This is a genomic window from Pseudoalteromonas sp. CST2 (genome assembly GCF_028599385.1).
Taxonomy (GTDB): Bacteria; Pseudomonadota; Gammaproteobacteria; order Enterobacterales; family Alteromonadaceae; genus Pseudoalteromonas; species Pseudoalteromonas atlantica.
The window spans coordinates 82,448-95,475 of the sequence record NZ_JAQREO010000003.1; the positions used below are offsets into that span (position 1 = coordinate 82,448).

Sequence of the window (13,028 nt, forward strand, 5' to 3'; positions counted from 1 at the left end):
TAAAGGCTAGCAATGAACACACAATTATTAGATCAAGCCAAAAACGTACGCCAAGGCGAAGAGCTCGACACACAAAAAGTAGATGCCTGGCTTAAACAGCACCTTACACAGTTAACTGGCGAGCCAAGTGTTACTCAATACGCAGGGGGGGCATCAAACTGGACCTACTGCCTAGAGTACCCAGAGCAGTCGCTTATTTTACGCCGTGCGCCCAAAGGCACCAAAGCCAAAGGCGCACACGATATGGCCCGTGAATATAAGCTGCAGCAAGCGCTAAAACCAGTTTACAGCTATGTGCCAAATATGGAGGCGTTTTGCGACGATGAAAACATACTCGGCACCGACTTTTACGTTATGGAAAAGCTTACGGGGATAATTCCGCGTAAAAATTTACCACGCGGATTAACCCCCACGCCCGAGCGAACCAAAAAGCTGTGCGAAAACGTACTCGACTGCCTAGTAGAGTTACACAAAGTAGATTACAAACAGGCCAATTTAAGCCATTTAGGCAAAGGCGAAGGCTACACCCAGCGTCAAATTAGCGGCTGGAGCGAGCGCTTTACTAAAGCCAAAACCTGGAATGTACCCAGCGGTAAAAAAGTCATTAAGTGGCTTGAAAACAACATGCCAAGTAACGAGCGTATTTGCATAACACATAACGATTTTAGGTTTGATAACGTTGTGCTTGATGCAAACGACTACACCAACGTACTGGGTATTTTAGATTGGGAACTTGCCACCCTTGGCGACCCACTTATGGATTTGGGCAATACATTGGCTTACTGGGTAGAGCCAGGAGATGACTTTTTAGCCCAAGCCACGCGCCGTCAACCCACTCACTTAGAGGGCATGCTAACGCGCAAAGAAGTGGTGGCCTACTACTGTAAAAAAATGAATATAACCGTAGATGACTTTACCTTTTACGAAGTGTACGGGCTATTTAGACTTGCCGGCATTGTGCAGCAAATTTATTACCGCTATCACCATGGGCAAACTAAAAACCCCGCCTTTAAACACTTTTGGGTGTTTGTACATTACCTTTTATGGCGCTGTAAAAAAGCCATTAACAACCAAGGTAAAGTCTAATGTGTATTTTATATTTAGTACGCCACGGGCAGGCCAGTTTTTCGGCTGATAATTACGATACGCTCTCAAAAAAAGGGCAACAGCAAGCAACACTACTGGGTGAATATTTAGCACAAAAGCAGCTTACGCCCGATGCAGTATTTGCAGGCAGTATGCTGCGCCATAATCAAACCGCAGAGCTGAGTTTAGCAAGTGCTAATAATACGCCAGTGGTAATAAACGATGCGCGATTAAACGAGTACGATCACGAACATATTTTAGCCGTTTATAACCCACAGCTTGCCACCCCAAGCCAAGTTCGCGCGGCACTTAGCAAGCAAGCCGAGCCTATGGAATATTTTAAAACGGTATTTATTAGCGCCATACAGCAATGGGTACTCAATCCCGACAGCACTCAATATAACGAAAGCTTTAATGCATTTACTGCGCGTGTACTTGGCGCGCTTGAACAAATAGCCAATGAAAACCACGGTAAAAAGGTACTTATTTATACCTCTGGCGGGCCTATTAGCATTATAACCAGCCATTTAATGGGGCTAAAGCTCGAGCGCTTTATTGATATTAATTGGAGCTTAGTAAACGCAGGCGTAACCAAAGTAGTGGCGCGCGGCAAAGGAAAAAATCAAAAATTAACGATAAGTAGTTTAAACGAGCATCACTTTTTAGAGTGCCACCCACAACAAAAATTAATTACATACACCTAAGGATCTAATTATGCGCAAAAACATACTAATAACAGGTGCAAGTTCAGGCTTAGGCAAAGGCATGGCAAAAGAGTTTGCAAAACAAGGTTGTAATCTTGCTTTATGTGCTCGGCGCTTTGAGCTATTAGAGCAGCTAAAAAGTGAGCTTGAACAAATAAACCCAAATATAACCATTAGCATAAAAGTGCTTGATGTTAACGACCACGAGCAAGTATTTAGCGTATTTAACGCCTTTAAAGATGAGCTTAACGGCCTTGATAGAGTGATTATAAATGCTGGTATGGGCAAAGGGGCTTCTATTGGTACGGGTTATTTTAATGCCAACAAACAAACCGCACAAACTAACTTTGTGGCCGCACTTGCGCAGGCTGAGGCCGCAATGGAAATTTTTAGAGCGCAAAACCATGGTCATTTAGTGACTATTTCATCTATTAGTGCTGTGCGTGGTTTTAGGCGCGCCATGACCGTTTACGCCGCCACTAAAGCGGCTATTACCTCATTAAGTGAAGGCATACGCATAGATGTAATGCACACGCCTATAAAAGTAAGCTGCGTACACCCAGGTTTTATAAGAAGCGAAATAAACGAAAAAGTAAAAACAGTGCCGTTTATTGTTGATACCGAAACTGGCTGCAAAGCACTGGTAAAAGCAATAAATAAAGAAAAAGCCAACAGCTTTGTGCCAAGCTGGCCGTGGGCATTTCTGCATTGGATTTTACGAATAGCACCGCTGAGTACAATTCGTAAAATGTCGTAAGGTTTTTAAATTTTAGGCATTAAAAAAGGTGGCAAATGCCACCTTTTATGTACGTGTTTACTTAACCTACGTTTAGGTTATTTGTAAAATTATAGTAGTGCAAAAATCTTTTGCAGCTGTGGCATGTACTCGCTCACAAGCTCAAGGTTGTTTTCGCTTACTAGTGGGTCTGTAGATTCTTCAGCCGCGCTTGAAGCCTTACCAAACGAGCCCATTAACGAGCTAGCGTCACTGCTTTTAGCACTTTTAAGGCTTTGCAGGCCACCCATTACTTTATTTGCTGTTTCTTGGTTTTCAGCTGAAAGGCCCGATTTAAGGTTTTCGATGTAAGCCATAGATACTTCTGAGCCAACAGATACTAACTCTTCCGGCGAAAAACCGTAACGGTTAGTAATATCGGCAAAGCTTTTATATAAGCCTTGCTCTTTAATCATGCTTAATGCGCTATTAGCAAGAGAGCTTTGCTCTTCAACATTTTGATCAGCAGAGCCACCTAGCATGCTTGCTAAATCTAGGTTTTTTAACGAATCTTGGCTGCTAGCCCAGCTAGAAACAGCCGGCAGTGCTTTCATGTAGCTTTGTAATTGGCCTTCGCTAATATCTTCAGCAAGGCTTGAAAAACTCATTGCTAATAAGCTAAGTGATAAAATTATTTTTTTCATTGGGCGTTTCCTATTATTTAATTAAAGCCATTAAAAACTAAATGTAAGCGCTTGCCAATACATAACTAAAGTATTAGGTGTATTTAGGCTATAAAGTAGTATAAATACTTTAAAGTTCTATAACTTAAGCTGATTCAGCACAAATATAGTTACAAATGTTATACTGCATTTTTGTCGATAAGAGCTGAACGTAATGTTAACTATTTCAAATACTGTCACTATAGATGAATGGGAACTAGAGCTAACTGCTATACGTTCGCAAGGTGCCGGTGGCCAAAACGTTAACAAAGTAGCCAGCGCCATTCATTTACGCTTTGATATTAACCGCTCAAAGTTACCCGATTTTTACAAAGAACGTTTATTAAAGCTAAACGACTCTCGGATCACCAAAGAGGGCGTGGTGGTAATTAAAGCCCAAAGCTTTCGCACCCAAGAGCTTAACCGAGAAGATGCACTAAAACGTTTAAAAGATTTAATTTTAAGTGCAACCAAGGTAAATAAAGCCCGCCGCGCAACCAAGCCAAGCCGTAACTCGCAGCGCAAGCGCATGGATAAAAAAACCAAACATGGGCAAACCAAAGCCCTGCGCGGAAATATTAAGTTTTAAAAAGCTTGGGGTATAAATTTAAATTACTCGTAGCCGCGAAGTTTGTTTGCATGATGGGCAAGGCCCATAAATAAAGTGCTAGTTAATTTAGCAAAGCGAAATAGGAGATAGAGTGTAAATTAATGTTACGTAATTCACTGTAAGAAAGATTCTAATTCTATGTATTGATTTTTAGTCTTCAAATATATAAATTGAACCTCAATTAGGAAAATACAAAAAAGGATTTTATTATGCTAAAAGTACACGTCTGGTTACCTCACGGAAGTATGGTAGGTCATGCTTCAATTTCATTTGGCACTACTTACATAAGCTTTTGGCCAGCTGATGATGCTGGTAAAAAAGATTTAAAAATAAAGCGTCGTCGTCCTGGTCACTTTATGCAAGCACTGGAGTTTGATATTGAAAGTGAGGGTAACCGCCGCCCCATAACTGTTACTATTTCAAATGCAAACACGAGTGCCTTAGAAGACTATGTTGTTTCTTTAATGGAAAATATACCTCAATACCAGCTAGCTAAATTCAATTGTTCAAATGTTGTAGCTGATTGCTTACGAGTTGCGTGTGCTAAAGAGCCAAGTTTTAAGCCTAATGCTGGTGCATATGGTAAATTAGCAAGAACATTAGGTGGTGGTATATGGACGCCCCATGAAGTTTTACGTTACGCTAAGGAACTTGCAGAAACGGAAAATGCATAGACATGAAAATTATTTATGAGCCCCGCTTTAATTATCAATTAGGATTACTAAAATACTTACACCCATTTGATGGTGAAAAGTTTGCAAAAGTAATTACAGAACTTGATAACTTAGATATTGAAATAATCTACCCACAGGGACCTGTTTCGTCAGTCAAGATTAATGAATATCTCAATGAATTAATGCGAAAATTGGTTTTAAGTAAAACGCTTATACTTAGGGCTTTGGAAGTTCCGAAAATTCCTTTCGTTAGTTTTAATTTTCTAGATAATAAAATTTTGCTACCTATGCGCTTAGCTGTTGCGGGAACTTTGCTAGGTGCTGAAAAAGCATTAAGCTCTGGCGATATTATGTGGAATTTATCAGGAGGCTTCCATCACGCTAGCAACGTTAATATGGAAGGCTTTTGTATTTATAATGATATTGGAATTAGTTATCAGCAATTACGTAAAAATGGCCAATTAAGTGAAACGGATAAAGTATTAATTATAGATGTTGATGCTCATCACGGTAACGGTAATGCATACTCTTTCAAGGATAACCAAAATGTACATTTACTAGATGTATACAACGCAGATATTTATCCAACCTCTGATTTTACGCGTAATAGAGTTAACTTCCCCGTTCCATTGAAAAGTGGCATTGAAGGCCATGAATACTTGGATAAGTTAAATCAAGCGCTAAAGTTAGTAGAAACTGATTATGCTTTAGCATTCATTATTGCTGGAACTGATGTGTTAGCCGTTGATAAGTTAGGTGGTTTTGAGCTTACTGTTGAAGATGTTGCTAAGCGAGAGAAAGCCATACTTACATATTTGAAAAACCTAGATATACCTACTGTAGTTACTGGTGGCGGTGGATATTCAAAACAAAGTGCCTCAGCCATAGCTGCATCAATTAAGGCATGTGCAGAACTGTAAAGCTTCGCTTTTCGTGCGAGCAAGCTCTGCGCATACGGCATAATCCTAACCTTTGAGTTTAATTACTTGTAGACGCGAAACTTGTTTGCGTAGTGGGCTGCACCGCTTACAGGTAAAATTACCTCTAGGAGTAAACAAGCTACTCATAGGTATGATGGCGGGTGGCACTAAAGCGGTTTAATATATGGTGCATTACATACACCGCAGATAAACTGGCCACAATAGCCACCGCAACAGAGCTAAAGCGATACATGGCGCTATAAACAAGGTCTTGCCCGGGGCCTAGTGAGTTGCCAAACAAAATACCAAACGTGGTTAACACACCAAACCCTATGCCCGGAGCGCCGCCGCCAATAATATGAAAACGGCTAAATACAAACGATAACGTCCACAGTATAAGCACCGGAAACAACAAAAAGTCAGAGTGATTATACAATAACACTTGCGCCAATAACGCAGCATTACAGCCAATTAATGTACCAATAGCGCGCTGCCAACCAGCCATACCTGCGGCTTTCCAGCACAGCGAAAACAAAATTAATACCGATGAGGCTTGCGCCGATATTGAATCTTGTAAATCGAGGATTTGAAACGCCACAAACGAAAGCGTAGCAACCGTTGCGCATAATAATACCTCATGGCGAATGCTTTCTTTGGCTTTAGCGGGTACCGCCCTTACGGCACGCGCGGTTACATCAGGAAAAACACCATGCATAACAAACGCAATAACAATAGAGAGAACAGTAGCCAAACCATTACTTAAAATAAGCGGGTATACACTACTTGTACCGGTTACATAGCTTGAAAAGTGCAGCTGAATCGACAACCCAACCACGCCTAGTGCGCCAAATAAAAAAGCCGCACCTGAGCTCATTTGATAAAACAAAAAGCAAAACGCTAAAAATACAATAACGGTCATCAGTACCGGAAGGTGCGAAAACAAGCCCTGCATTATTAAAACCATTGGAATACTAATGGCGGCACTGGCTAAAAACTGGCGCACAATGCTTTTATTTAACACCGGCACTAAACCAAGTAGCAACATGGGGTAAACAGTAAAAAATATACCGTATGGCCAGTTCATTAATTTACTAATAGTAAACCCTATGGTGCAGCCACCGGCTATGCGCAGCGCTTGGCGTAAACCGTTTGAGTCTAATTGCGGTGCTTGGCTAACAGCTTGAGTCATACGGCCTCCATTAATAAATGTAGTGTAGCCAGCTAATAAACCTAATTTGAGCCGACGCTAACCACTGCCCAATTGTTGACTCTGGCAATAGTTGCACAGTGGCACGCGCACCACTTGGCATATTAGCAATTAATTTAGCGTTATCTGGCATCACTAAATGAATACGCTGGCGCTGAGCATCGCGCACCCAACGATTACTGGTTTCGGTACTACTAAGCGAGCCATTTGCACTGAGTTGCCCATCGCTTACGCCTGCCTCAAACGTGCTTATATGCGCGTTGTAAACCTCACCTGGGCGGCTATCAAATACCACTCGCGCCAAACTACCTGGTTTCATATTTAGTAATGATTTTTCTCTAAAATCGGCAACAAGGTCGGCCTTATTAGTCACAATAGCTAAAAGCGGGCTACCCGCTACCGCATATGCGCCATCAAGTAGTTGTAAGTTAGAAACCACACCAGCGCTTAGCGCACGTACTTGGGTATACGATAAGTTAAGCTCGGCTTGTGCTAATTGGTTTGCAGCATGGCGAAGCGCTAAGTTTTGCGCGCCGCTTTCGCCGCGGGCAAGTACTGCTTCTGCCAATTGCGCTTCTAATGAGGCGACATTTGATTTACTTGCTTCAAAGTTAGCTTTAATGCTTTCAAGCTCTTGCTCTGAAATAGAGCGCTGCTTAAATAATGCTTCGCCACGGTTATTTAGTAATTGCTGTTCGTGCAGCTTTGCCTTGGCCGCCGAAATTTGCGCCTCAAGTGCTTTTACATTGGTGTCTAAACGTTTGTTTTGTAATTTGGCGTCGTCAAGGGCAAGCTGTGTCTGCTCTAGCGCTAATTTATAAGGGCCTGAGTCTATTTCAAACAATACATCGCCAGCTTTTACGGTTTGATTATTATTAACCAATACCTTAGTAACACGGCCACTTATTTGCGGGGCAATTTGCACCACAGGATGATAAACCCGCGCTTGCGGCGTTACCGGCATAAACATGTCGGCAATTAAATAGTAAATAAATATAACAACAAAACCCGCTAACGAAAGCCTTACATAACGAGTAAATTTTTGATCTGGTGTCATTGTCTCTCTTACTCTTTACTTTGATTTTTAATACAGTTTAGTGCGTTTTTTTCCATATTGACGATGCCATATGCAAGCGCATCGAGTTGCTGTGTGCTTAGCCCGCTGTATAGCTGGCTTTTAATATCAATGAGTTTTTCGTTTAGCGACTGTAAAATTGCGCCACCTTGATCGGTAAAGTAAATTTTTTTACTGCGTTTATCGTGCTCATCAACTTTACGGGTAATTAATAGCTGCTCTTCTAATTGCTTTAATGTGCGGGTAAGCGAGGGCATTTCTATTCCTAAACTCTGCGCAAGCTCAAGCTGCGTTATGCCCTCGCCCAACATATTTATATGGGTTAGTGCCGTCCAGCGCGATTGCGTAAGCCCTAAAGGTTCTACAGCTAAAGTGATGGCCTCGCGGCACAGCCTATGAACCCGCCCCATGTTACCAATAATGGTTAAATCGAGCGTTTCGTGAAAAGGTTTTTGAGTAGTCATAACCACCTCAAATTAGTTAGCATGCTAAGTATTTTAGCATTAGTTAGCGTGCTAAGTAAATATTGAGGGGTGTTGCAAATAAAAAAGCCCCAAAACTGGGGCTACATAAATTTGTGGATTTAAAAATTAAGGAGGTTAGCAGGGGAGTACTGATCGGTAAGCACTTTTGTATTGGCAGGCCAATCTTGCTTGTTTTTGGTACTTTGCATATAGGTACTAATTGCTTTTAAATCTACATCGTATTTTTTTAAACGCGGGTTAAGTGCTTTAATACGCTGATTAATTTGCGCCTCAGTAGGCATAGAGTTTACACCCGCTAAAATAATACGGTTAGAGCGATTAGCACGGCTTACGTTAATAAAATCGCCAAACACGGCGTGGTAAGTTGCCGACTCATGTTCGTATAATTTACTGCTCGAAAACGTATTAGCGGCAATTACACCGCCCTCGGCCAATACGCTTTTTACCTCTTCAAAAAACTCTTTGGTGAGTAAGTGCTCAGGAATATAATCGCCGTTAAACGCATCAAGAATAATCCAATCGTACTTTTGCTTTTTAATGGCTGCGCGCTTTATAAATATACGCCCGTCTTGCACGCTTGAGGTGACCGCATCGTTTTCTGTAAAGTTAAAATAGTTACGGGCTACTTTTAAAACAGCGGGATCTATTTCAACATTATGAATTTTAGCTGCAGGGTAAAGCGCATGAATGACATTAGAAAGCGTACCGCCACCTAGGCCAATAATAAGCACATTTTTAGGGTTATCGGTTACTAAAAGGCTGGCAAACGTAAGCTTTGTGTAGTTAAAAACCAGTTTGTCGGGGTTGTTTTTGTACATACAGCTTTGGCTAGTTTGGCTACTTTTTGTATTAAATTTTAAGCAGCGTAGGTCATGTGTTTCATCAACAATAATATTGCGATATAAAGAACGCTCCTCGTGCACTACATTACTGTGCGCCGCAACCGAAAACAGTACCGCTAAAAATAATAAACAGTTACGCATGGGCAAGCTCCTTATTACCAGCAAGGCTATTAACAGTAATTGCCAGCACACCTAAAAGGCCCAAGGTTAACGCAAAGGCACTTATAATGGTATTTACATCAAACGCCAATACAAAGTAAAACGAGGTAATAATAGTCCCTAAGGCGCTACCCAACGTGCTTACAAAATATAAAATACCCGCAACTTGGCCACTTTTATGGCTGTCGGTGACTAATAAACGCACCGAGTAAGGCGAGATCATGCCTAAAATAACGGTAGGAATAAAAAACAAAGCCGTAGAGGCAAGTAACGAGCCGTAGCGTGTATCTTCGATGTGGGTAAAAATAAACTCCATTATTGGCTGCGAAAAAAGCGCAATAGGCACCACCATAATACTGGCAGTTAAAAATATTAAGCCATATTTTGTAAGCGATGCATTTTTAGTACTTAGCTTACCGCCGAGTAAATACCCAAAAGAAAGGCTAAGCATAAATACGGTAATTATGCTGCCCCAAATGTGCACACTACTACCAAAAAAAGGCGCTAAAATACGCCCGCCTAATAGCTCAATACCCATAATGCAAAAGCCACTGCAAAAGGCTAAAAAATAGATTAACGCGTTTGTTTTTATACTCATGTAATTATCGTTATGTAACCTAAAGAGGTCTCCATACTAACGTGATGGCTCGGCAGTCGCTAGTGCATTAATTAATCGCTCTGTGATTTTTTAAAAAGTTGTTTTGTTATAAAGTAACGCATGCTAAACTTATTGTTATAATATAACACCTTCGATTTCCCTATTATCATGAAGTATTCTTTAATTTATTTAGCCTGCTTAGGCATAAGTGCGCAAACAGTGGCGCAAGAGCAAAACGACGAAATTGAAAAAATATCGGTTACTTATAAACAAGCATACCGTGGCGACATTCCTCAAAAGCAAATGCCGCAATCTATTGTAAGTGTTAGCAGTGCTGCGATTGATCAAAAAGGCATTACTAAATTACAAGACGCGCTCGATTTTTCGGCCAGTATTTCGCGCAAAAATAACAGTGGCGCATTATGGGATAGCTTTTCTATTCGGGGTCTTTCGGGTAACGAAAACATGCCATCGGGCTATTTAATTAATGGCTTTAGCGGTGGGCGTGGTTTTAGCGGCCCGCGTGATGTATCTAACATTGATTACATTGAAGTACTAAAAGGCCCAGGCTCAGCACTTTATGGGCGCTCAGAGCCCGGCGGTACTGTAAATATTGTGACTAAAAAGCCTCAGTTTGAGCCGCAAGGTGAGCTAAAACTAAGCTTAGGCAGCGACAGTTTTAATCGCGTTGAAGGCGATTACACAAACGGCATTAACGACACCACCGTGTTTAGAATAAATGGCGCATGGCAAGATAGCGACAGCTACCGCGATGAGGTGTACACCAATAAAAAGGTAATTACACCGTCTATTTATCATCAAATAAACGCATCAACCAGTGTGACTTATGAGTTTGAATACGTAGATTTAGCGCAGTTATTTGACCGTGGTGTTGTCGTACTCGATAACGATTTTGAGACCGTACCAAACTCGCGTTATCTAGGTAACCCAAACGATGGCGACACGCAGGTGTATTCGCGCGGGCACCAAATTACTTTAAATCACGATATTAACGATGAATGGTCGTTAGTGGCCGGTGCAAACTACCGTAGCTCTACGTTAACGGGCTTTTCGTCAGATGCTGAGCTTTCGCCATCGCGCCAATCGCTATTTGATGATGGCCGCACACTTACTCGCCAGCAGCGTTATCGCGACTACGAAGTAGAAGATTTAAGTGTAAAGTTTGAGCTAAGCGGCAGTGTAGACACAGCCGGTATTACGCATCATTTATTAATAGGTGCCGATGCATACAAGTACGATTTACGTACAGCGCTTTCTCGCTATCGAGGCGGTAACGGCACTTATACCGTTGATATTTTTGAGCCAAATTACGATGTAGAACGCCCAGCAGTAAGCCTGCTTTACGAAAACGACGAAGAGCAAAAGGCGTACGGTATTTATGTTCAAGACCAAATGGATATTACCGACAAATTTAAGCTATTAGTGGGCCTAAGGTTTGACAGCGTAGACCAAGATATTTTAGAAACCAACAGCGGCGTGTTTTCGACCAGCTCTGAAAGCCAAGTAAGCCCTCGTGTTGGCGTAGTGTACGAGCTAAATAACGCAATCACTTTTTACAGCAGTTACTCAGAAGGCTTTTTACCACTGAGCGGCACAGATGCAAGCGGCGATCCCTTTGGCTTTGAATACAGTGACTCGTTTGAGGTTGGCGCTAAGTTTGAATACTTAGGCATAAACGGTACTGTGGCATTTTTTGATGCGTCTAAAAGTAATATGTTAGTGGCAGACCCTGTAAACGTTGGATTCTCTGCGCCTATTGGTAAAGCCGATAGTAAAGGGTTTGAGCTTGATTTAAATACCTATATTACTGATGCAACGGCGTTTAACTTATCGTACGCCTATATAGATGCCACCACAGCAAACGACATTATTAATGCCGATTGGGGCGTGCCAATTGAAAAAGGCAGCCCGCTGGTTAATGTACCAAAAAATAACTTAAACCTTACGCTTAGCCACCAAACAGCATTAATGGGCAAAGAGCTTGAGTTTGGTGCAAGTTACCAATACACCAGTAGCCGTTTAGGTGATGCCGCCGATTTAAGCTTTAGGCTACCGAGCTACCAATTAGTTGGCGTGTTTGGCAACGTTAACTTAACCGAGCAAACAGAGCTTAATGTGAGTGTTAATAACATTTTTGATGAAGATTACGCCGAAAGTAGCTACAACGCTTTATGGGTTTACCCAGGTGCGCCAACTCAATTTAAAATGTCGCTAGCGTATAATTTTTAATAGCTAGCAAATTAAAGTTTTCATCCTAAAGCGTCTTAATGTAGTGGTTAAGGCGCTTTATATTTTTAAGCCCTTTTTTATAAAGAATGCATAAGTTTATTAAGCCAACCATCGGCCTTTGAAGGTTTGTATATCATTACAATGCTTTCACTGTAGTGACTGTTAACCCCCTTTACAGTTATTTTTGTAAGCCCTAAATCATCAATCACAAAGTTAGGTAAATACGCCAACGCCAAGCCACTTTGAACCACCTCTATTAATGCACTGTAATCGCTACATCTAAATACAATATTGCGCGGTGCAGTATCGTCTTGCCAGCCGTCGGAGCCTACTCCTTGCTCAAGGCCGCACAGGGGTGAAAACAAAGGGCATGCAAAAGCAAGCTCTAGTAATTGGTTTTTATTAAGCGTTAAAGAGCCAGTTTGTACTAGCTGATGCGAAGCATGCGCAGCCACACTAAACCCAGTATTAAATACATTAACCGCCACTAAATTTGTATGTGAACTGTTATTTAATGCCTCGCGAGTTACTAGCGCAATATGCGCCGCGCCTGATGCAACTTGGCTTATGGCTTCACCTTCAAATACATTATTAATACGTACCGAGCAGGGCAGGTTACTAAGGGGTGTAAGCAGCTTTTTAAGGCCACTTTTAAGTAAAATGGCAGGGCCTGCTATAACTGCATTAAATTTATGATTATCGCTTTTAAAACGGCTAATAAGCTGCTGGTAATTATGTACTAAATCACTACTGTGCTTAACAAACTCTTTGCCTTTATCATTAAGTTCTAAGGTTTTGCCCACACGATTAAACAGCTCTGTGGCTAAGTTTGCCTCAACCTTTTTTAGCGTTTTAGACAGCGCCCCTGGGGTAATATTAAAATGCTTAGCGGTTGTGTGCAGGTTTTGCGAACCCGCCATATGGATTACTTTTTCAATGTCATCTAAATGCATAGCGCCAAACCGTATTGATTAAAAGGAA

The 13,028-nt window shown here is 41.5% G+C and carries 14 protein-coding genes; 7 read left to right on the forward strand and 7 right to left on the reverse strand.

Annotation, left to right across the window (positions count from 1 at the left end; translation table 11 throughout):
- The first annotated feature begins 12 nt into the window (after positions 1 to 12).
- Genes PSH41_RS05235 through PSH41_RS05245 form a run of 3 tightly spaced genes read left to right on the forward strand, consistent with a single transcriptional unit; the run spans position 13 to position 2,547 of the window.
- A complete protein-coding gene (locus PSH41_RS05235) occupies positions 13 to 1,086 on the forward strand; it encodes a phosphotransferase family protein (protein WP_138579637.1) in 1,074 nt (357 codons plus the stop codon).
- Positions 1,086 to 1,790, forward strand: coding sequence for a histidine phosphatase family protein (locus PSH41_RS05240; protein WP_273588564.1), 705 nt, complete (start codon positions 1,086 to 1,088; stop codon positions 1,788 to 1,790). The genes PSH41_RS05235 and PSH41_RS05240 overlap by 1 nt, the downstream gene beginning before the upstream one ends.
- Before the next feature lie 10 nt (positions 1,791 to 1,800).
- The gene (locus PSH41_RS05245; protein WP_171036111.1) at positions 1,801 to 2,547 is read left to right on the forward strand and encodes an SDR family oxidoreductase; all 747 of its coding nucleotides are present in this window, start codon (positions 1,801 to 1,803) and stop codon (positions 2,545 to 2,547) included.
- A gap of 89 nt (positions 2,548 to 2,636) precedes the next feature.
- Here PSH41_RS05245 and PSH41_RS05250 read toward each other — a convergent pair whose 3' ends face one another.
- A complete protein-coding gene (locus tag PSH41_RS05250) occupies positions 2,637 to 3,209 on the reverse strand; it encodes a hypothetical protein (RefSeq protein WP_004586261.1) in 573 nt (190 codons plus the stop codon).
- A gap of 193 nt (positions 3,210 to 3,402) precedes the next feature.
- Here PSH41_RS05250 and arfB point away from each other — a divergent pair, with 193 nt between their 5' ends.
- From arfB to PSH41_RS05265, 3 genes are all read left to right on the forward strand, one after another.
- Entirely contained in the window at positions 3,403 to 3,816 is a 414-nt protein-coding gene (gene arfB, locus PSH41_RS05255) for an alternative ribosome rescue aminoacyl-tRNA hydrolase ArfB (RefSeq protein ID WP_273588563.1), read from the forward strand.
- 230 nt (positions 3,817 to 4,046) lie between these two features.
- Positions 4,047 to 4,511 carry a hypothetical protein gene (locus PSH41_RS05260; RefSeq protein WP_273588562.1) on the forward strand — a complete coding sequence of 155 codons (465 nt, stop codon included), beginning with the start codon at positions 4,047 to 4,049 and terminating at the stop codon, positions 4,509 to 4,511.
- Positions 4,512 to 4,513: 2 nt separating this feature from the next.
- A complete protein-coding gene (locus PSH41_RS05265) occupies positions 4,514 to 5,431 on the forward strand; it encodes a histone deacetylase family protein (protein ID WP_273588561.1) in 918 nt (305 codons plus the stop codon).
- A gap of 139 nt (positions 5,432 to 5,570) precedes the next feature.
- On the opposite strand, the gene PSH41_RS05270 is transcribed toward PSH41_RS05265, so the two are convergent.
- The 5 genes from PSH41_RS05270 to PSH41_RS05290 form a co-directional block, all read right to left on the reverse strand.
- Positions 5,571 to 6,620 carry a DUF2955 domain-containing protein gene (locus tag PSH41_RS05270; protein ID WP_273588560.1) on the reverse strand — a complete coding sequence of 350 codons (1,050 nt, stop codon included), beginning with the start codon at positions 6,618 to 6,620 and terminating at the stop codon, positions 5,571 to 5,573.
- A 10-nt stretch (positions 6,621 to 6,630) separates the two neighbouring features.
- Positions 6,631 to 7,695: an HlyD family secretion protein gene (locus PSH41_RS05275; protein ID WP_273588559.1), complete on the reverse strand. Its 1,065-nt coding sequence runs from the start codon at positions 7,693 to 7,695 to the stop codon at positions 6,631 to 6,633.
- A gap of 8 nt (positions 7,696 to 7,703) precedes the next feature.
- A complete protein-coding gene (locus PSH41_RS05280) occupies positions 7,704 to 8,177 on the reverse strand; it encodes a MarR family transcriptional regulator (RefSeq protein WP_248444255.1) in 474 nt (157 codons plus the stop codon).
- A gap of 119 nt (positions 8,178 to 8,296) precedes the next feature.
- The gene (locus PSH41_RS05285; RefSeq protein WP_273588558.1) at positions 8,297 to 9,181 is read right to left on the reverse strand and encodes a spermidine synthase; all 885 of its coding nucleotides are present in this window, start codon (positions 9,179 to 9,181) and stop codon (positions 8,297 to 8,299) included.
- Positions 9,174 to 9,797: a fused MFS/spermidine synthase gene (locus PSH41_RS05290; RefSeq protein ID WP_004586267.1), complete on the reverse strand. Its 624-nt coding sequence runs from the start codon at positions 9,795 to 9,797 to the stop codon at positions 9,174 to 9,176. The genes PSH41_RS05285 and PSH41_RS05290 overlap by 8 nt, the downstream gene beginning before the upstream one ends.
- A gap of 168 nt (positions 9,798 to 9,965) precedes the next feature.
- Here PSH41_RS05290 and PSH41_RS05295 point away from each other — a divergent pair, with 168 nt between their 5' ends.
- The gene (locus tag PSH41_RS05295; RefSeq protein ID WP_273588557.1) at positions 9,966 to 12,047 is read left to right on the forward strand and encodes a TonB-dependent siderophore receptor; all 2,082 of its coding nucleotides are present in this window, start codon (positions 9,966 to 9,968) and stop codon (positions 12,045 to 12,047) included.
- A gap of 77 nt (positions 12,048 to 12,124) precedes the next feature.
- Here the strand turns inward: PSH41_RS05295 and PSH41_RS05300 are convergent, their stop codons facing one another.
- On the reverse strand, positions 12,125 to 13,000 hold the full coding sequence (locus tag PSH41_RS05300) for a LysR family transcriptional regulator (RefSeq protein WP_273588556.1): 876 nt from the start codon (positions 12,998 to 13,000) through the stop codon (positions 12,125 to 12,127).
- Positions 13,001 to 13,028 lie beyond the last annotated feature (28 nt).